The sequence below is a fragment of the Bradyrhizobium lablabi genome, from assembly GCF_900141755.1.
GTDB lineage: Bacteria > Pseudomonadota > Alphaproteobacteria > Rhizobiales > Xanthobacteraceae > Bradyrhizobium > Bradyrhizobium lablabi_A.
The window spans coordinates 6,058,950-6,078,528 of record NZ_LT670844.1 but is presented as its reverse complement, the minus strand read 5'-3'; the positions used below and the strand labels follow the sequence as shown (position 1 = coordinate 6,078,528).

At 62.7% G+C, this 19,579-nt stretch carries 18 protein-coding genes; 6 read left to right on the top strand and 12 right to left on the bottom strand.

The window, feature by feature from the left end; genetic code table 11:
* Nucleotides 1-4 precede the first annotated feature (4 nt).
* A complete protein-coding gene (locus B5526_RS28225) occupies nucleotides 5-853 on the top strand; it encodes an ABC transporter permease (protein ID WP_172842124.1) in 849 nt (282 codons plus the stop codon).
* 31 nt (nucleotides 854-884) lie between these two features.
* Nucleotides 885-1,925 (top strand): ABC transporter substrate-binding protein, encoded by a 1,041-nt coding sequence (locus tag B5526_RS28220; RefSeq protein WP_079543059.1) that lies wholly within the window; start codon nucleotides 885-887, stop codon nucleotides 1,923-1,925.
* Between the two features lie 29 nt (nucleotides 1,926-1,954).
* On the opposite strand, the gene hutC is transcribed toward B5526_RS28220, so the two are convergent.
* Both hutC and B5526_RS28210 read right to left on the bottom strand, forming a co-directional pair.
* Nucleotides 1,955-2,689, bottom strand: coding sequence for a histidine utilization repressor (gene hutC, locus B5526_RS28215; RefSeq protein ID WP_079543058.1), 735 nt, complete (start codon nucleotides 2,687-2,689; stop codon nucleotides 1,955-1,957).
* Nucleotides 2,686-4,044, bottom strand: coding sequence for a formimidoylglutamate deiminase (locus B5526_RS28210; RefSeq protein ID WP_079543057.1), 1,359 nt, complete (start codon nucleotides 4,042-4,044; stop codon nucleotides 2,686-2,688). The genes hutC and B5526_RS28210 overlap by 4 nt, the downstream gene beginning before the upstream one ends.
* Before the next feature lie 128 nt (nucleotides 4,045-4,172).
* On the opposite strand from B5526_RS28210, the gene hutI reads away from it, so the two are divergent.
* Genes hutI through B5526_RS28195 form a run of 3 tightly spaced genes read left to right on the top strand, consistent with a single transcriptional unit; the run spans nucleotide 4,173 to nucleotide 7,705 of the window.
* On the top strand, nucleotides 4,173-5,408 hold the full coding sequence (hutI, locus tag B5526_RS28205; protein WP_079543056.1) for an imidazolonepropionase: 1,236 nt from the start codon (nucleotides 4,173-4,175) through the stop codon (nucleotides 5,406-5,408).
* 39 nt (nucleotides 5,409-5,447) lie between these two features.
* Nucleotides 5,448-7,112, top strand: a complete 1,665-nt coding sequence (gene hutU, locus B5526_RS28200) for a urocanate hydratase (RefSeq protein WP_079543055.1) — start codon at nucleotides 5,448-5,450, stop codon at nucleotides 7,110-7,112.
* Nucleotides 7,113-7,120: 8 nt separating this feature from the next.
* A complete protein-coding gene (locus tag B5526_RS28195; RefSeq protein ID WP_079543054.1) occupies nucleotides 7,121-7,705 on the top strand; it encodes a HutD/Ves family protein in 585 nt (194 codons plus the stop codon).
* Nucleotides 7,706-7,717: 12 nt separating this feature from the next.
* On the opposite strand, the gene B5526_RS28190 is transcribed toward B5526_RS28195, so the two are convergent.
* From B5526_RS28190 to B5526_RS28145, 10 genes are all read right to left on the bottom strand, one after another.
* A complete protein-coding gene (locus B5526_RS28190; RefSeq protein ID WP_079543053.1) occupies nucleotides 7,718-8,533 on the bottom strand; it encodes a phosphate/phosphite/phosphonate ABC transporter substrate-binding protein in 816 nt (271 codons plus the stop codon).
* Between the two features lie 9 nt (nucleotides 8,534-8,542).
* Nucleotides 8,543-9,544 carry an ornithine cyclodeaminase family protein gene (locus B5526_RS28185; RefSeq protein WP_079543052.1) on the bottom strand — a complete coding sequence of 334 codons (1,002 nt, stop codon included), beginning with the start codon at nucleotides 9,542-9,544 and terminating at the stop codon, nucleotides 8,543-8,545.
* A gap of 258 nt (nucleotides 9,545-9,802) precedes the next feature.
* Nucleotides 9,803-11,461 (bottom strand): urocanate hydratase, encoded by a 1,659-nt coding sequence (locus B5526_RS28180; protein WP_079543051.1) that lies wholly within the window; start codon nucleotides 11,459-11,461, stop codon nucleotides 9,803-9,805.
* A 3-nt stretch (nucleotides 11,462-11,464) separates the two neighbouring features.
* On the bottom strand, nucleotides 11,465-12,070 hold the full coding sequence (locus B5526_RS28175; RefSeq protein ID WP_079543050.1) for a glutathione S-transferase family protein: 606 nt from the start codon (nucleotides 12,068-12,070) through the stop codon (nucleotides 11,465-11,467).
* Nucleotides 12,071-12,089: 19 nt separating this feature from the next.
* Nucleotides 12,090-13,157 (bottom strand): S-methyl thiohydantoin desulfurase domain-containing protein, encoded by a 1,068-nt coding sequence (locus B5526_RS28170; protein ID WP_079543049.1) that lies wholly within the window; start codon nucleotides 13,155-13,157, stop codon nucleotides 12,090-12,092.
* A gap of 42 nt (nucleotides 13,158-13,199) precedes the next feature.
* Entirely contained in the window at nucleotides 13,200-13,913 is a 714-nt protein-coding gene (locus B5526_RS28165; RefSeq protein ID WP_079543048.1) for an ABC transporter ATP-binding protein, read from the bottom strand.
* Nucleotides 13,900-14,667: an ABC transporter ATP-binding protein gene (locus tag B5526_RS28160; RefSeq protein WP_079543047.1), complete on the bottom strand. Its 768-nt coding sequence runs from the start codon at nucleotides 14,665-14,667 to the stop codon at nucleotides 13,900-13,902. The genes B5526_RS28165 and B5526_RS28160 overlap by 14 nt, the downstream gene beginning before the upstream one ends.
* A complete protein-coding gene (locus B5526_RS28155; protein ID WP_079543046.1) occupies nucleotides 14,664-15,512 on the bottom strand; it encodes a branched-chain amino acid ABC transporter permease in 849 nt (282 codons plus the stop codon). Before B5526_RS28155 ends, B5526_RS28160 begins: the two co-directional genes overlap by 4 nt.
* Nucleotides 15,509-16,378 (bottom strand): branched-chain amino acid ABC transporter permease, encoded by an 870-nt coding sequence (locus tag B5526_RS28150; protein WP_079543045.1) that lies wholly within the window; start codon nucleotides 16,376-16,378, stop codon nucleotides 15,509-15,511. The genes B5526_RS28155 and B5526_RS28150 overlap by 4 nt, the downstream gene beginning before the upstream one ends.
* A gap of 71 nt (nucleotides 16,379-16,449) precedes the next feature.
* Nucleotides 16,450-17,625, bottom strand: a complete 1,176-nt coding sequence (locus B5526_RS28145) for an ABC transporter substrate-binding protein (protein ID WP_079543044.1) — start codon at nucleotides 17,623-17,625, stop codon at nucleotides 16,450-16,452.
* Nucleotides 17,626-18,403: 778 nt separating this feature from the next.
* Here B5526_RS28145 and B5526_RS28135 point away from each other — a divergent pair.
* On the top strand, nucleotides 18,404-19,576 hold the full coding sequence (locus B5526_RS28135) for a fumarylacetoacetate hydrolase family protein (RefSeq protein ID WP_079543042.1): 1,173 nt from the start codon (nucleotides 18,404-18,406) through the stop codon (nucleotides 19,574-19,576).
* Nucleotides 19,577-19,579: the final 3 nt, after the last annotated feature.

Genomic DNA, 19,579 nt, shown 5'->3' with positions numbered 1-19,579 from the left:
GCCCATGAACGACCTCGCCACCACGGCCGACCAGCCAAGCGGCGCCGGAACGTCAGCCACGAGGCGGCGATCGCTGGCAGGCAAAGCGGGGCGGGCTCTGGCGAGGCTGCTGCCGGGCCTTGCGATACTGGCGTTCTGGCAGTTTGCATCGGGCCGCCTGATCAAGGAGATTTACGTCAGCAAGCCGACCGCGGTGGCGGTACGGCTCTACGAACTGTTCGCATCCGGCGAGATCTATCCGCATCTGTGGACCACGGGTGAGGAACTGGTGCTGGGTTATGTGATCGGCGTCGCCGGCGGAATCCTCGGCGGTTATGCGCTCGGCCGCTCGCCGCGTCTCGCCAATATCTTCGAACCCTACGTCATGGCGTTTTACGGCATCCCGAAGATCGCGCTGGCGCCGCTTTTCATCATCTGGTTCGGCATCGGCATCGGATCGAAGGTGGCGCTGGCCTCGATCATGGTGTTCTTCCTCGTGTTCTATAACGTCTATACCGGGGTCCGCAGCGTCGACCGCGAATTGGTCAATCTCACGCTGGTGATGGGCGCCAACCAGCGTCAGCTTACTTATCATGTGTATTTTCCCGCGGCGGCGCCTTATGTCCTGCTCGGCATGCGCATGGCAGTGCCCTATAGCGTGATCGGCGTGATCGTCGGCGAATTCACCTCGTCGGTTCAGGGACTTGGCCTTTTCATCCATGAAGCATCCTCGACCTACGATCCGGCGGGCGTGTTCGCCGGAATAGTCATCCTGCTGGCTTTTGTAGTCGCTGCCAATTTCCTTGCCGGCCGGCTGGAACGACGATTGCTTCGCTGGAAAACTCCAACGGCTTTCGCACCCAGCGACATCTAGAATCGAACGATCCTTAAAGCAGGAGCACAGCATGCGTTCAATCCACAGGCTGACCCGCGCGGCGGCGCTTGCGGCGCTATTGTCGTTGCTTCCGGCGCTGGCATCCGCCGAGCAGAGCGTGCGCATCGCCCAGGGTTTTGCGTCGTTGAGCTTCCTACCGGTCTGGGCCGCACGCGCCCTGAATACGTTCGCCGCTGAAGGCCTGAGCGCTACCGCGATCGTGTCGCCCGGCGGCGACCCGGCCGCGCTCGCCGCCCTCGACGCCGGTGACGTCGACCTCGCCGCCGTCGGCACGGAATCGGCGCTGCGCGCCGTGGCCAAGGGCCAGCCGTTTGAAATCGTCTACAGCCTGATGTCGAAAGTGACGCTCGAAGTCGTGGTCGCGCCATCCTTCCTGGAGAAATCCGGCGTCAAGCCGGGCGATCCACTGCAACAGCGCATCGCGGCACTGAAGGGCGCGACCATCGGCGTCGCCGCGGTCGGCGGCACCCAAGAAACCGCGGCGCGCTGGTTGGCGGCCAAAGGCGGCCTCGATCCGAAGGGTGACATCAAGATCGCGCAGGTCGGCAGCCCGCCCGCGCTCCAGGCGGCGCTCGAGAACAAGCGCATCGACGCCTTCGTGCTGTCGCCGCCCGAAGGTTATCTGGCCAACAAGTCGGGCGCCGGGACGATCCTGATTTCGCTTGGCGACGAGTTTCCGCTGCTTGCCAATCAACCCTATCTGGTGTTGGTCGCCAAAAAGCCGATCGACGACAAGGCCTCCGAGCTGATCGTCAAGACCGTGCGGGCGATGCAGGCGGCGAGCGCCGCGCTGGTGGCCGATCCGGAGCCGGCCGCCTTGGCGATCCAAAAGCAATTCTTCGCCAAAGCCGATCCGGCGGCGATCGTCGCCGCTATCAAGGCGCTCGACAGCGGCGTTGCAGGCGGCGGCAAGCTCGATGTGCAAGCATTCCAGAACCAGCTGGTGTTTTCCAGAGAGGTCGGCACCAATTTCGGCAAGGATTTCGATTCCGCCGCGTCGCAGAACGATCTGTGGACCAACGATTTCGTCGAGCGCGCCGGAAAAAAATAGCTCGGCCGAAAAGAACGATCCCCCGCGGTTCAGCCGGTCGGCGTGAACCGGGCGATCAAATCGTAGAGCTGTCCAGGATGGGTAATCCGCACCGCGGTGATCGGCTCGCCATTGCGCCAGGTCCGGCGCTCAAGCACAAGGCAAGCGGCGCCCTGCTCGATCCCGAGATCCGCCGCGACGGCCTTGTCGGCGTTGCACGCGGTGATGCGATGCTCGGCCTCGGTCCAGGGCACGTGGCCGACAAGCCAGGTGTTCGGCGGCGTGATCGAAAAATCCTGCTTGAGCGCCTCCGGCACCGCCTGCGCGTTGATCAGCCGATCCTCGATCGCGAAAGGCTGGCCTTCGGCTTCATGGCGGCAGCGCAGCGCCAATATTGTCGCGCGACCGCCGACGCCGAGGCGCGCTTTGTCGTGCACGGAGGCCGGCCGCTTGCGCAGTTCGAGCAGGCGATAGCCGTAGCGTTCGCCGCGTTTCTCGACTTCCGCCTTCAAATCGGGAATTTGCAGGATAGCGGATTGCACGCGCGGGCGCGACACGAAGCTCCCTGCCCTGCGCCGGCGCACCAACAGGCCGGCGTCGGCGAGTGCCGACAGCACCTTGTTGACCGTCATGCGGGAGCACGAATAGGTTGCCATCAATTCGTGCTCGAACGGCACGCGATGCCCGGGCGGCCAGGCGCCGGACATGATCCTGCCCTCCAGGTCGTTGCGGATGCGCTGATAGAGCGCCGCACCCTGCACGCCCGGCTTCGGTTCCAATCTCATGCGGCCAGCAGTCCTTCCAGCGTCTGACGAAAACGAAGCGCGATCGTCTCCCGGGCATGATGCCGACCGTCCTTTACGATCTTGCGGCCGCGCGCCCAGACGCAATCGACCAGCGAGCGGCCGGCGCCAAAAATCCAGCTGTCGAGAATGGCGTCGCCGGATCGGCCAGCCAATGCGACGTCGTGCGCGTCAAGGCTGACGATGTCGGCGAAGCCGCCCGCGGTCAGGCCAGAGGTCGCCACACCGAGAGCCTGAGAGCCGCCGTTGAGCGCACTTTCGAACAGCGTGCGGCCGGTAGACGCCAAAGTCCCCGCCACGACATTGCGAGCCTGATGCGCCAGGCGCTGCGAATATTCGAGCTGCCGTAGTTCGTCGGTGACGCCAATCAGCACGTTGGAATCCGAACCTATGCCGAATCTGCCGCCGCGATCGCGAAACTCCGGGGCGTTGAAGGTGCCATCGCCGAGGTTGGCCTCGGTGATCGGGCACAATCCGGCCACCGCGCCGCTTTTCGCCAGCCGGCCGATCTCGTCGGCGGTCGCATGCGTCGCATGGATCAGGCACCAGCGGGAATCGACCGCGACATGATCGAACAGCCATTGCAGCGGCCGCTGGCCGCTCCATGCGACGCATTCGTCGACTTCGCGGATTTGTTCGGCAATGTGCATGTGAACGGGACAATTCCCGTTGAGCTTCAGAATTGTATTGAGCTCCTCCGGCGTCACCGCGCGCAACGAGTGCGGCGCGAGCCCGACTACCGCGCCCTGCTGTCCGGCCACGGCACGACGGCTGGCATCCAGCAGCCGCGAAAATCCATCGATGCTGTTGATGAAACGCATCTGGCCCGGGTCGGGAGCACGACCGCCGAAACCTGCGTGGGCATAAAATACCGGCAGCAGGGTCAGGCCGATGCCGCTCGACTGCGCCGAAGCCGCGATGCGCTCGGCCAGTTCGGCGATATTGCCATAGGGCGCGCCCGACACGTCATGATGGATGTAGTGAAATTCCCCGACCCGGGTGAAGCCCGCTTCCAGCATCTCGACATAGGCCTGCGCCGCCACCGCCTCGATGTCGTCGGCGGTCATGCGGCCGACGAAGCGGTACATCAGTTCGCGCCAGGTCCAGAAACTGTCAGCCGTCGCGCCTCTGATTTCAGTCAGGCCTGCCATGCCGCGCTGAAACGCATGGCTGTGCAGATTGGGCATGCCGGGAAGTCCGATCCGGTGGCGCTCGTCGCCGGGTCGTGCTGAAGAATTCGCCTCGACGCTTAAGAGCCGGCCCTGATCGAGCACAATCCGGACCGCGCGGGCCCAGCCTTGCGGCAGCAGCGCTTGCTCAAAGAACAGTCCGCTCACACCCTTCTCCCGATCATCAGCTGCGAAACTCTGGACAGTTTTGGATCGCTATAATATGTATAGACAAATAAACGGGCTTGCCAAGCCACTGTACGAGCCTCGCCACAGGAAATGGGCCGCCAGCTCTCATGACCCTCGTCGATCACATCTGGCAGCGCTGCCGTCTTGCGACGCTGTCGCCTTCGCGCCAGGGCCTCGGGCTGATCGATGATGGCCTGATCGCCGCCAGGGATGGCCGCATCGTGTATGCGGGCACTGCGGCGGACGCGCCATCCGCGCTTGACGCAAAACAGCGGACCGATTGCGACGGCCGCTGGATCTCGCCCGGCCTGATCGACTGCCATACTCACTTAGTCTACGGCGGCAATCGCGCCCACGAGTTCGAGGAACGTCTGGCGGGAGCGAGTTACGAAGAGATCGCGCGCGCCGGCGGCGGCATCGTCTCGACGGTGAAGGCAACGCGGCAGGCAAGCACCGACGAACTCGTGGCAACGGCATTGCCGCGGCTCGACGCCCTGATCGCGGAAGGCGTGACCGCCATCGAGATCAAGTCGGGTTACGGCCTCGAACTCGCTACCGAGCGCCGCCAGCTGCAAGCCGCGCGTCGTCTTGCCGGTGAACGCCCGATATCGGTACGAACGACATTTCTTGGCGCGCACACCGTTCCCTCCGAGATGGCGGGAAACAAGCAAGGCTATATCGATAAGGTCTGCAATGAGATGCTACCGCCGATAGCCGCCGAAGGTCTTGCGGACGCGGTCGATGCGTTCTGTGAGGGCATTGCCTTCTCGGTGGAACAGACCGCGCAGGTATTTTCCAAAGCGAAAGCGCTCGGCCTTCCCCTTCGGCTGCATGCCGATCAATTATCGAACCTGCACGGCGCGGCGCTCGCCGCGCGGTTCGGCGCGCTTTCGGCGGATCATCTCGAATATGCCGATGAAGATGGCGTGGCGGCGATGGCGCGGGCCGGCACCGTCGCCGTCGTCCTCCCAGGTGCGTTCTATTTCATCCGCGAGCATCAGATACCGCCGATCGAGGCGATGCGCCGCCATGGCGTGCCGATCGCGCTGGCGACCGATAGCAACCCGGGCACGTCGCCACTCACCTCGCTGCTGCTGACGATGAACATGGGCGCGACCTTGTTCCGCCTCACCGTCGACGAATGTATTGCCGCGGTAACGCGTGAGGCGGCGCGGGCGCTCGGGCTGTTCGAACAAACCGGAAGCCTGGACGCCGGCAAGTCCTGCGATCTTGCGATCTGGGATATCGAGCGGCCGGCCGAGCTCGTCTACCGAATGGGATTCAATCCGCTTCACGCCCGGGTGTGGCGGGGCACGTCCCACCCTGCTTCGTCCCGCACCTGACATGATTGCCGCCCAAAGAATTCAATAAGGAATTCAGCCATGACCCGCATCGACAATGCCCGCGTTATCCGCGCCGCGCACGGCAGCAACCTATCGGCCAAGTCGTGGCTCACCGAAGCGCCGATGCGGATGCTGATGAACAATCTCGATCCCGACGTTGCGGAAAAGCCGAGCGAGCTTGTGGTTTATGGCGGCATCGGGCGGGCGGCACGCGATTGGGAAAGCTTCGATCGCATTGTCGCGACGCTGAAGCGGCTGGAAGGCGATCAGACGCTGCTGGTGCAGTCGGGCAAACCGGTCGGCGTATTTCGCACCCATGCCGATGCGCCGCGGGTCCTGATCGCCAATTCCAACCTGGTGCCGCATTGGGCCAACTGGGAACACTTCAGTGAGCTCGACCGCAAAGGTCTCATGATGTACGGCCAGATGACCGCCGGCTCCTGGATCTACATCGGCAGCCAGGGAATCATTCAGGGCACCTACGAGACCTTCGTCGAACTGGGCCGCCAGCATTATGGCGGCGATCTCAGCGGAAAATGGATTCTCACCGCCGGGCTTGGCGGCATGGGTGGTGCCCAGCCGCTCGCCGCCGTCATGGCTGGCGCGTCATGTCTTGCCGTCGAATGCCAGCCGTCGCGGATCGAGATGCGGCTGCGAACGCGGTATCTGGACCGGCAAGCCGCAAGCCTCGATGAAGCTCTCGCGCTCATGGAGCAAGCGGGCCGCGACCGCAAGCCGGTTTCGGTCGGCCTCCTTGGCAACGCCGCCGACATTTTTCCCGAGCTGGTGCGGCGTGGCGTGCGCCCTGATGCTGTGACCGACCAGACCTCGGCGCACGATCCCGTCAACGGCTATCTTCCGAAGGGCTGGACGTCAGGCGAATGGGAAGCGCGCCGCGAGACCGATCCGAAGGGCGTCGCCCGTGCCGCGCGGGCCTCGATGGCGGAACACGTCCGCGCCATGCTGGATTTTCATCGCATGGGCATTCCGGTGGTGGATTACGGCAACAACATTCGCCAGATGGCGTTCGAGGAAGGCGTCAAGGACGCCTTTGATTTTCCGGGTTTCGTGCCGGCCTATATCAGGCCGCTGTTTTGCCGTGGCGTCGGCCCGTTCCGCTGGGCGGCGCTGTCGGGCGATCCCGAGGATATTTATCGCACCGACGCCAAGGTCAAGGAATTGCTGCCGGACAACGCGGCGCTGCATCACTGGCTCGACATGGCGCGCGAACGTATCGCATTCCAGGGCCTGCCGGCGCGCATCTGCTGGGTCGGGCTCGGCGATCGCCATCGCCTCGGCCTCGCCTTCAACGAAATGGTGGCCAAAGGCGAGTTGAAGGCGCCCGTCGTCATCGGCCGTGACCATCTCGATTCCGGCTCGGTCGCCTCGCCCAACCGCGAGACCGAATCGATGCGCGATGGCTCCGACGCCGTCTCCGACTGGCCGCTGCTCAACGCGCTGCTCAATTGCGCCAGCGGCGCCACCTGGGTGTCGCTGCATCATGGCGGCGGCGTCGGCATGGGCTTTTCCCAGCACGCCGGCATGGTGATCGTCTGTGACGGCACGCCGGAGGCCAGCGCGCGGATCGCTCGCGTCTTGTGGAACGACCCCGCGAGCGGCGTGATGCGTCATGCCGATGCCGGCTACGACATCGCGATCGACTGCGCGCGGCAATTTGGTCTCGACCTGCCTGCTCTCGCCTGACCACCGCGATGCGGATCATTCGCGCCGGCGACTGCAAGACGACACCGTGGAAGAACGGCGGCGGCTCGACCACGGAGATCGCGATCGGCCCGACCGGCGCCTCGCTGGAAGCTTTCGACTGGCGTGTCAGCATGGCGCGGGTCGCCTCTGACGGACCATTTTCCGATTTTATCGGCATCGATCGCACCCTCGCCGTCGTCAAGGGAAACGGTTTGGTGCTGATAACAGGCAAAGATGCGCCTGTGATGCTCTCGAGCGGATCGGACCCGGTCAGTTTTCCCGGCGACACGCCGACGTCCGCGCGACTGACGGCGGGCGAGATCACCGACCTCAATGTGATGACGAGACGCGGCCGCTTCCGCCACCGGCTAGTACGCATCGATAAATCAACGCCGTGTGAGTTCGGCGACAATGACATCGCCGTTGTGCTGTCGCTCGACGGTGCGACGACGATAAATTTTGGACAGGACAGCACAACGCTGGATCATGGCGATGCGGCCGTTCTCAGCCGAACGACGACTGGCTTTCGGATCTTGCCGGCAACAAAGCACTGCTATCTGGTTTGGCTGAGGGAACAGCGCGCATCAAAATAGAAGGCGCCGCCGTCAGCCGGGATGCGCGTACCCCGCGGCGCGCGCGTCGGCGTCCCAACGCAGCATCAAATCGTAATCCGCAATGGCGACCGGCGCAAAACCTTGCAGGCGGAGCCGTTCCCTGAGACCGCCGCAAGCCGCAACCTCGCCAAACTTCAGCAGCGCCGTCCGCAGCGATTCCACCACCTCTTCGGGACATTCACGGCTCGCGACCAAAAATGGAATCGGCGCGCTATCCGTCGTCGCGACCACCCTGATCTGCGCGGCGAGATCAGGATCGTGACGCTGCATCAGGTCCAGCGCATAAGAGTCGAGCGGTCCGATATCGATACTGCCGGCGAGAATAGCTTCGATCACACGCCGCGGCGTGGTGAGCGGACCGATGCTCTCGCGATAGAGGAGCTTGCCGCCGTTTTGCTGCCAATACGGCAACAGATGATGCCGCAACGCGTTGTAGCCGGAATGCGAGTCCTCGGCGGTATAGCCGAGCCGGCCACCAAAGGTGTCTTGCAGCGACCAAAATTGAGAATCTGCCTTCACAACGAGACGCGTCGCATAGACCGCCCTTCCGGGCACCGGCCCACCGAGCGGGATGGGCGCTACGACCGGCCGTGGCGGATATTTCGCGAGCTTATAAGGAAAGCCGCACATGAAGGCGCAGCCGAGATCGGGGCGAGACCACAGTTCGGCCAGCGGCGCGGGAAACGCGTGGTCGATCGCGCGCAGATCGACGCCACTTTCGCGCGCGACCCATTCGAACAATTCCTTCCAGGCCGCTGCCGCCGGCGGATTGACCGAATACATCCGCGCATTGGCGACACACGGCATGGCGTCAGCTCACGCGAAACGAAGCTGCTGCCCGATGCCGAGCCGCTTCGATTTCTCCAGCATGGCGTGGCCCAAGGCGATATCCGACAAAGAGAGACCGCGGTGCCAGAGCAGGTTGGTCTCGGCATCATTTTGCCGTCCCGGCTTCAGGCCGGCCACGATCTGCCCGAGCTCGGCGTGCAAGGTCGCCTCCGACAGCTTGCCGGCCTCGACATGGGCCCGCAGGCTGCCGAACTTGCCGCCCTTGCACTGCCCCCAATCGTCGACGACGAGTTTTGCCATGATGTCGGTCAGCGACAATTCGATGGCGCTCATGGTGCCGTAAGGAACCACAAACGCGCCGGGTTTGATCCAGGAGGTCTTCAAGAGTGGCGTGGGCTCCGAAAGCCGCGAGGCCTCGACCACGATGTCGGCGCCTTCGACGCAGCTCCGCCAGTCGGCGGTCGCCACTACCTTCTTGCCGAGATCCCGGCTCAGCCCATCGGCGAACGCGTTGCGGCTTTCCTCGCGTCGGGAGTGAACGCGGATCTCGTCGAAATCAAAGAGATGATTGAGCAGGCGCACGTTCCAATAGGCGGTGCCGCGCGCGCCGATATGTCCGAGGACCTTTGAGTTCTTCCGCGCCAGATGCTTGGCGCCGATCGCAGTGACGGCGCCGGTGCGCATGTCGGTGATACCGCTGGCATCGAGAATCGCCTTGGGCGCGCCGGTGCGCGGATCGAACAGGGCCAGGATCGCCAGTTCAGAGGGAAAGCCGAGTTTGTAATTATCGACAAAGTCGCCGACCACTTTGACGCCCGCGCTATCGATCGGCTCCCGGATGGCGCCGCGCAGCACGTTGAAATGACCGTTGGCGACCCCGGGTTCGAGATGCATCCGAGGTTCGATCACCGTCTCACCCCGCCCCTGGCTGGCAAGGCTCGCCTCGATCGCCGACAATATTTCGTCGTCGGTGATCCTAAGTTCCTCGATGTCGAGGCGGTTCAGATAGGCGATGTAAATCGGCGGCAACAGTGGACCTCCTCGCCAGGCCCCGCGGGCCCGCGGCTAGCAAGCGCATTATGTCTATACATTATTGCGCTGCCCGGGGAAGTCAACAAACCGGCAGCGCCCTTCGAGTGTGACTGAAAATGCGGCCAATGGATTCTGTGGTTTAGTGAAACTCGTCATGCCCGGGCTCGTCCCGGGCATCCACGTGTTACCGGCGGAAAAGCAAGAAAGACGTGGATGGCCGGGACGAGCCCGGCCATGACGTGGTTAGAAAGCGGCTTAAGAAGGCAACCCCAGCGGCACCGTTGCGGACAGGCCGGTGCGTTCGGCCTGCTCGATCGCGATGTCGTATCCGGCGTCGGCGTGACGCAGCACGCCGATGCCGGGATCGCCATCCAGCACACGCTTGAGCCGCTCGGCGGTCTCAGGCTTGCCGTCCGCGACGATGGTTACGCCGGCACTGACGCCACGTCCGCCAAGGCCGTGAATGGCGACGAGATCGGCGCCGGACGAGCAATTCAACAGCGCGTTGAGGATCGGCCAGTCGGCGATGGCGTCGGAGCCGTCCTTCATGTTTTCGGTTTCGCGATGCGGCAGCGCCGCCGAACCTGAATCGAGATGGTCGCGGGTAAACGCAACAGGCGCGGAAATCTTGCCGCTTGCCACGGCTTCGTTGACCATCAGCGCCAAACGGCTGCGCTCGCCATAGCCGAGCCAACCGATCCGCGCCGGCAGGCCGGTGAACTGAACATGCTCGCGAGCCTTTCCGATCCAAGATGAAATCGGATGGTTGGACGAAAATGTCTCCAGGATCATGTCATCGATGGTATAGATGTCCTGCGGATTGCCGGAGACCGCGATCCAGCGGAACGGCCCTATTCCTTCGCAGAATAGCGGACGGATGTAGAGGTCGACAAAGCTGCGCATCCGAAACGCGTCTTCGACGCCGGCGGCCTTTGCCTCGGCCCGCAGACTATTGCCGTATTCAAACACGATCGCGCCGCGATCCATGAATCCCAGCATCGCGCGAACGTGGATGGCAACGGATTTCCGCGCCAGCGCGATCAGCCCATTTGGATCGCTGGTCCGCATCGCGCGCGCCTGGTCGAGTGACAGCTCCGCCGGAACGTAGCCCTTCAAGGGATCGGGAAAGGTCTGGTCCGTGACGATATCGGGCAGAATGCCGCGTTTTATCAGTTCCGGCAGTACGACGGCCGAATTTGCGCACAATGCCAGCGCCAGCGGACGCCGCTCGTCACGCGCGGATTGCCATTGCGCTATCGCGTCATCGAGATTGTCGGTTGTGGCGTCGCAATAGCCGCTGGCGATGCGGCGATCGATGCGCGCCTGATCGACCTCGATCACCAGCGTCGATGCGCCGGCGAGTTTTCCGGCGAGCGGCTGCGCGCCGCTCATGCCGCCGCAACCGGATGTGAGCAGCAGCCGGCCGGCAAGCGTGCCGCCGAAATGCTGGCGCGCGATCGCCATGAAGGTCTCGTAGGTGCCCTGCAGGATTCCCTGGCTGCCGATATATTGCCAGGCCGCGGCCGTCATGCCGGGCATGATGGTGAGCCCCATGTCGTCGAGCTTGCGCCGGCTCTCTTCCTGGCTCCATTCGCCCACGATATTGCCATTGGCCATGATGACCAGCGGCGTCGTGGCCTGCCCGGGAAACACCCCGATCGGCTTGCCCGACTGCATCACCAGCGTCTGATCTTCCCGCATCGTCGATAGCGTCGCGACGATACGATCAAAGCTCTTCCAGTCGCGCGCCGCGCGCGCGATCGACATGTAGATCACGAGATTGTCGGGATCCTCACCGTTCTCGAGGTTATTCTCCAGTAGACGCAGGATGGCCTCCTGCCGCCAGCCCTTGCAGCGCAGGACATTGCCGCGCCCCGCCTTGACTTCCTTGCCACGACGCACGGGAATATCCATCGCTCACGCCTCCTCGACCAAAGGGACCCAGCCGGGCTGTGCCTTGACCCGCGCAAGCCACGCGCCGATCGCGGGAAATCTTTCCATCTCGTAGCCGCCCTGCGGCGCCATCGATACATAGCCAAACATGCCGATGTCGGCGATGGTGTAACTGTTATCGACAAGCCAGTCATGCGTCGCAAGCCAGTCGTCGAGCTTGGCCAGTGCTGCATAGGCACCTTCCTGGAAATCGGCGATCCGACCCTTCATCTGATCGGCGATGCCGCGCATGTTGTAGAACCGCGGAAGCGCCAACGCACGCAGCAGGTCCGCCTGCTCGAACGTCAGCCAGCTCGTGACTTCGGCACGGAGATAGCGATCGTCCGGCAGCAGCGGCGAGCCTTCCGCCAGATAAAGCATGATCGCCGCTGACTCCACGATGGTGCGGCCATCCTCCAGCTCAAGCACGGGAACGCGTGCGAAACGGCTCTTGGCGCGAAACGCAGGCTCAGCGGCCGCGCCCTTGGCCAGATCGAGCGTGATCCGTTCGAAGGGAATGCCGAGTTGCGTGAGCAGGATGCGCACTTTCCAGGCATTGCCGGACAACCGGCTATCGTAGAGACGCAGCATGATTGTTTCCTGCCTTTTGTCAGAGATACGACTGCATATCGACACCCATGGCCTTTTCCACCTCGGGAAAGACCGCCGGATCGAGCGCGCCCTTGCCGACCGGGAATTTCGAGCGATGGGCGATGATGACGGCGACGCGGCTGCCGGGCTTGGACTCCGAAATCGAGACCACCTCTCCTGTTTGCGGATCGAGCGTTCCGATCATATCCGGGAAGGTCGCCACGCGCTTGCCTGCGAAATCCGCGGTCATGAACTCGTTGTAGACGCCGAGCACGGCCTCGCCGTTTTTGCCCCGAACGGTCATCTGGCCGAGATCGAAGCCGCCGCCATAGGCCACGGTGTTCTGCGTGACCTCGCCGTCGACCAGCAACTCGCCGCCAAGGAATTCGACTGTCGCACGGATGTGATCGGCACCGCTGGCCGCGAGCATGGCGCGGCCGAGATCGAGCTGGAAGGTGATCGCGCCCGCGGCGCCGTTCTCCCTGATAAAGCCTGCCGTCAGCGGACCGCGCGCGGCATAGATCAGCCCGCCATTGATCACCGCCGCCTGCCGCATCACGTTCGAGGTGCGGACAATGTCGCCTTCCGCTGAGATCGCGAACTCCGAATTTTCGGCCTTGCTGCCGCTGCTCGCGATCTGGGTAATCGAAAGATCGAGCCGTGACGCCAGCCCCATGCCGCCCATCTTCACCGTCGGATGTCCGCGGCCGTTCGATGCGGCGTCGACATAGTCGAGCCCGAGTGCGGCAGCGACCAGCCACGCATTGAAGCCCGGCACATGGCCGCAGATAACGCCGACCGGCGGCTTGTCGAGCTTTTCGACGAGCCGTTGTGCCGCGTTGATGGAGTCTCGCGGCTTGATCGCCCAATTGGCGAAGCCCGGTGCACCCACCGCGGTCGCGGTGATGATCGTCGCGTCGGGATCAAGCTCGTCAAGCCCGACCAGACGGACACCACCATAGTCCAGCGCCATGCGCCCCAGGCCACGGTTCTTTTCGACCGCATTCTTGCCGCTGCCCCCCGCCGACAGGAACAATCCGCCGACAAGCCCTGCTTCCACATCTTCCGCCGTCAGCATTCGCGCCATTGTTTTTCCTTTCGACCGCCACGCGGCACATTCAAATAATGACTAGACCGGCTCGTCCATGCCAAGGAAGGTTGCGAACATCGAGCCGGCGGCTTTGGCCTCCGCCGCCGTGCCCCGGTATACCTGCACACCTGACGACAGCACGCAGACCTGATCCGCCACATCGAGCGCACGCGCGGTGTTTTGCTCGACCAGCACGATGGTCAGGCCTTCGCGCTTCAGCTGAAGCAGCGCGTCCAGGCAAAGATCGACCATCTTCGGCATCAGACCAAGCGACAGTTCATCGACCAGCAACAGGCGCGGCTCGGCCATCAGCGCGCGGCCGATCGCCAGCATCTGCTGCTCGCCACCGGACAGCGAGCCCGCCAGCTGGGTACGTCGCTCATAGAGCCGCGGAAAATAGCCGAATACGCGGTCGCGCTTGGCGGCGTCGCGGCTGATCGGACGCGCGTAACCGCCTGCGGTCAGATTCTCATCCACCGTGAGATCGGAAAATAGCTGACGCCCTTCGGGCACCAGCGAAATCCCGAGACCGACGCGGTCGATGGCGCGACGGCGGGTGATGTCATCGCCATCAAGGACAATGCTGCCGCCGTGAATGTCGACATGCCCCATGATCGCCATGATGGTCGAGGTCTTGCCCGCTCCATTGGGGCCGAGCAATGCGAACACCGAACCAGCCGGGACGTCGAAGGAGACGTTGTGCACGGCTTCCACCGAACCATAACCGCAACTCAAATTGTCAGCCTTCAGCATGCGCCACCATCCCACCTCCGACATAGGCGTCATGCACGACCGGATCGGCCATGACCTCGCGCGGCTTGCCGTCGCCAATGACTTTGCCGTTGTTCAACACGATCAGGCGGCGGCAGATCCGCATCACTTCTTCCAGATTGTGCTCGACCAGCACCACGGTGATGCCCCGTCCCTGAACCTCGGCAATGGTCTCGACCTGCCTCGCCGCCTCGGCATGGTTCAGTCCGGCCAACGGCTCGTCAAGCAGGATCACTTGTGGATCGACAGCGAGCGCGCGCGCGACTTCGAGCCGTTTCATCTGACCGAGCGGCAACGAGCCGGCAGGCTTGTTTTCCGTCCCGGCCAATCCGACCTGCGCGAGAATGTGCGCGGCACGCTCGATTTCGTGGCGCCTGTCGGTGGAGAGCATGGCGCCGAATGGATTGGAGGTGCGGCGATAACCCGCGCCCAACACAACATTATCCAGAACCGTCATCTCGCGAAACGGCCGCACGATCTGGTGCGTCAGTGCGAGGCCACGGCGCACCCGTGCCGCGGTCGCGTACGCGGTGACATCGATGCCCGAAAGCCGGACCCGTCCCCGATCGGGACGCAGGATGCCCGCGATAATTTTTATCAGCGTCGTCTTGCCGGCGCCGTTCGGCCCGATCAGCCCGACGAAATCGCCCTGCTCAATGGCAAACGACACCCCATCGACGGCCTGCACGCCACCGAAGCGGATCGCCACATCGTCGAGTTGCAGCGCCGCGCTCATGATTGCCTCTTCCGCAGGAAGAGATTTTGCATCATGGCCGCGAGGCCACCCGGCGCCAGACGGATCACGAGCACGAGTAGCCCGCCGAATACCAGCAAGCGATAATCGTTCACGAAGCGAATGGCCTCGGGCAACAGCGTCAGCCCGACGGCGGCGATCACGACGCCCCAGGTGGACCCGATGCCCCCGATCACGACCATCGCCATCAACATCACCGAGAAGATGAAGTCGAACGCATCGGCGGTAATGAACTGGGTAAAGAATGTGTAGAGACCACCGGCAAGGCCGGCAAGCGCGGTCCCGATGCCGAACGCCGCCAGCTTGTAGGCGCTGGCGTTGATGCCGAGGGTGGCGGCGGCTCCTTCATCCTCGCCAACGGCCCGGAACGCAAAACCCATCCAGGAGCGGCTGACATAGAAGCTCAGGGCGATCGTTGCGCCGGCGAACAGCAGAATCATGATCATGTTGCCGTAGGCGCCGAGGCCTGTCGCGGGGATGCCGCTGATTCCCATCTCGCCGCCGAGCCACGCCTGCTTTCGGACAAAACCGACGAACAGGAAATTGACACCGATGGTGGTGACGGCGAGAAAATCCGCCCGCACGCGCAATGAGGCAAAGCCGACGACGACGCCGAGCAGGCTGCCCGTGATCAGGGCCACGAGGATGGCGAGCGGGACGCTGCCGGTGCCGACCATTACGGATGCCGCCGCATAGGCGCCGGCGCCGAAGAAAGCGCCGTGGCCAAGACTGATCTGCCCGCAGAAACCGCTGATCATATTCAGGCTGACGGCCAGAATGACGTTGATGCCGATGATCGAAACGATGCTGATCTCATACGCGCTCATGCCGTGCGCGCTCCGGTGAACCCTTGCGGGCGTAGCATCAGCAGCACAATGAGGGCCAGGAAGGCGATCGCGTCGCGATCGAGCCAGGCCCCGATGAAAATCGTGCCGTAGGCTTCGACCAGTCCCAATACAAGGCTTGCGATCAACGTGCCGCGCACGCTGCCAAGCCCGCCGAGGACGATGATGGCGAGCGCCTTGTAACTGACGACAAAACCGATCCCGGGATCGACCAGATTGTTCATCAGCGCGACCAATCCACCGGCCACCGCGGCAAGGGCCGAGCCTATTGCAAAATTGAGATAGCGCACCTTGATCGGATCAATGCCGAAACTCGCTGCGATTTGCGGCCTGGATACGGTGGCGCGCCAGCCGATGCCGATCCGGGTCCGGGTGGTGAAGAGGTGCAGGCCCAGAAACACCACCGCGGCCGTGATCACGATTGCGATCTGGACCGCGCTCACGGTAACGCCGGCGAAATTGAAGGTCGTGAACGCGAAGGCGTTCCTGCGAAATGTAACACCCTGCTCGCCGAACAGGATGCGGAAGGCGTCCTGCATCAGAACCAATAACCCAACCGAGGCGATCATCGGCACGTCGGGCCGGTATTTCAGCAGCGGCTCGTACAGCGAGCGATAGATCGCCATTCCAAACAGTGGCGTGACAATGATGGAGGCAAGAAAGCCGAGCGCGATGCTGCCGGTCGCGTTGGCGACGAGGACTGTGACATAGGCGCCCAATGCGAACACCGCGGCATGCGCCACATGCAGGATGCGCAGGAGACCATAGACCAGCGTCAGGCCGACCGACATCATCGCATACATGCAGCCGAAGCTGATGCCGGTTACGGCCAGATCGATGTAGTACACCCGATAATCCTTTGCCTCGCGTTAGGAAGCGGAAGCCGTGCCCGGCCTTCCGCTCACGCTCACATCCCCGGTTATTTCTCGGGCGGGGCGAAGGCGGCGAGATCGTTGATCACGCCGGCCGATGCGAATTTGCCGTCCTTGATCACGTTCACGCTGATCGGCATCTCGATCTCATGCAGGCTGTTGAAGCCGTTGAGATTGCCTTCGAGCATGGGAAAGTCCTTGGTGGCCGCAAGCGCATCCCTGACCTTTTCCGGATCGGCGCTGTTGGCGCGCTTGATGCCGTCCACCAAGAGCTTCACCGCCGAATAGGTGACGGCGGCGACGCCTTCCGGCGAATATCCGGCGCGGTTCTTGAATTCGGCAAAGAATTTTTGAAGGGTTTCGTCCTTCCGGTCGCGATCAAAACTGTCCATGATGTAGGTGCCTTCGGCAGCCGGTCCGGCAATCTCGACAAACTTCTCCGAATCAAACGCCTGCGAACCGATGATCGGCACGGTGATGCCGGCGGCGCGAAGCTGTGCGACCAAAGGGCCAGCGGTAAAGAAATAGCCGGTGGCATAGACCGCGTCGGGGTTGTCGCGCTTGACGCTGGCGACGATCGAACCGAACTGGCGGTCTTTCAGCGAATAGCTGTATTTGTTGAGAACTTCGATGCCGTATTTGCCGGACGCTTCGAGGAAGCCGTCCATCGTCGCCTGTCCGTAATCATTGTCCATGGTGATGGTGGAGACTTTTTTGATTCCGAGCGTCTTGCCGATATAGAGCGCAGTGGCCGCGCCCTGGGGCGGTCCGAGATGGACCAGGCGGAACATGTAATCGCCGGCGCGGGTGATGTCGGGATGCACTCCGTAGGCCGAGATCATGACGACACCCGCCTTCTGGAACACAGGCGCTGCGGCACGGCCCGACGCTGAATAACTACCGTTCACCACCAGCTTGACGCCGTCTTCGCCGATCAACTTGTTGGCGGTGAAGATTGCCTGATCGGACTTGGCCTGGTCGTCATAGGTGACGAGTTCGATTTTCTGCCCGAGTACGCCGCCGGCGGCGTTGATATCCTCAACCGCCATCGTCGCTGCGATTTGCGCGGACTTGCCGTCGGTCGCCGAGGGACCCGTCAACGGCGCCTGAAACCCGATTTTGATGTCGGCGTGCGCCGGCATCATCGTGGCAATGCCGAACATCAGCATAGCGGCGAACCCTAGCTGCGTATTCGACGCCAGCTTGTGGATCTTGTTCAACATGGCTTTCTCCGTTGGAAAGGGGCGATTGTCTCGTCTGTCGTCTCGCAGTGTCTATGCAAGCTGATTTTCGCGCAATACTCCACGCCCACGCGCCGGGGCTTCTCGATTGCAACAACAAGCAATGTCTGGATGTCTTCGAGCATGGTGCCCAGCCCCACGGCAAAACGTGGCAGCGAATCGGGCAGATTGCCTGCGATTGGAATGAAGACGCGGCTGGTGTTCGCGTCGGCTAAACTGCCAGATTCTTGACTTGACTGGTGGGCGCACCAGGGCCCGAACCTCGGACCCGATTATCAAGAGTCAGTGATTTTTGACAATAAATCAAAGGCTTAGAAGTAAGCTTTGGAGCTTTGAGACGCAAGAAGATCAATACTTTACGAGCTATTTGTAAATCGATGCGGCGCATACCCCGCAGGGTTGGAACGCCAACCTCCCCGGAGGGCCCTACCCAGCGTTGCGCTTCTCGCTACGACCATCAATGGTAATCGCGCCGCCAACGGTAAGCCGCGCGGATTGGGTCATTCAGGCAACGAGCTTCCAGGTGGCGCGTCGGCGACTGGCACTCCACCAAGATCCATTGCAAGCCTCGCCGACCTGTTCGAGCAGTGCGAAAAAGCTCGGCCTGGTCGTCATTGCGGAATTAAGCCCATGCCGAACGCTATCCCAGTCGACCATGGCTTGTTCCAGTCGACCCACGCCGATCACAGAAAACGATTCCCTCGACTCCCGATTTGCAAGTGTTCAGAAGACCGATAATAACAAGACGGGAGGAGCCACCATGATATCCTTGAACGCAGCAACCGTACTGCCAGACGACGGCACCACAGGCACGCTAGTTGGCCGCGTTTGGCTCCCTTCCGCATCGGGTCCCTCGGTTGTGGCGGTCCGGGACAGCGGCCTTTACGATGTGACGTCGCATTTTCCGACGGTGAGCATACTTGCAGACGAGACCGATCCGGCCGGTGCACTGCGGAACGTCGAGGGTACCCTGCTCGGCGATCTCGATCGCATCGCCGCCAATACGCCGCCGGACCGCCGCGATTCCGGAAAGCCTTGGCTGTTGGCGCCGATCGACCTTCAGGTGATCAAGGCCGCCGGAGTCACCTTCGCGATATCCATGCTTGAGAGAGTTATCGAGGAAAGAGCCCGCGGCAATCCGGCATCGGCGGCCGCGATCCGGGCGGAAGTGGTGCGGCTTGTCGGTGACGATCTATCGAAGCTGAAGCCGGGGTCCGCCGAGGCGAAGCGGCTGAAGGACGTGCTGATTTCGCAGCTGGCATGGAGCCAGTATCTCGAAGTCGGGATTGGCCCGGACGCGGAGGTCTTCACCAAGGCGCCGGTTCTGTCGTCAGTGGGGACCGGGATGGATGCCGGTCTTCATCCAAAATCAAGCTGGAACAACCCCGAACCCGAAGTCGTGCTCGTGGTATCGAGCCGCGGCCGGATCGTCGGCGCGACGCTCGGAAACGATGTCAACCTTCGCGATTTCGAAGGACGATCCGCGCTTTTGCTTTCGAAGGCGAAAGACAACAACGCTTCCTGCGCCATCGGGCCGTTTCTGCGTCTGTTCGACCGGAGCTTTGGTCTCGATGACGTGCGCGGGATGGATGTGGCGATGACAGTCGTCGGCGAGGATGGCTTTGTTCTTGAAGGTCATTCCTCCATCAGCAAGATCAGCCGGGATCCGGAAGACCTCGTCTCGCAAACGATTGGACCGACGCACCAGTATCCCGATGGGTTTGTGCTTTTTCTCGGCACCATGTTTGCCCCGATCAAGGATCGGGACGTGGCAGGAGAAGGATTCACTCACAAGCGCGGCGATATCGTTACGATCGGCACGCCGAAGCTTGGCAAACTGACCAATCGCATGCTCCCGAGCGACGAGTGCGCACATTGGCAGTTCGGTCTCGGCGCGATGATGAAGAATCTCTCCGGCAGAAAATATCTCTGAGAG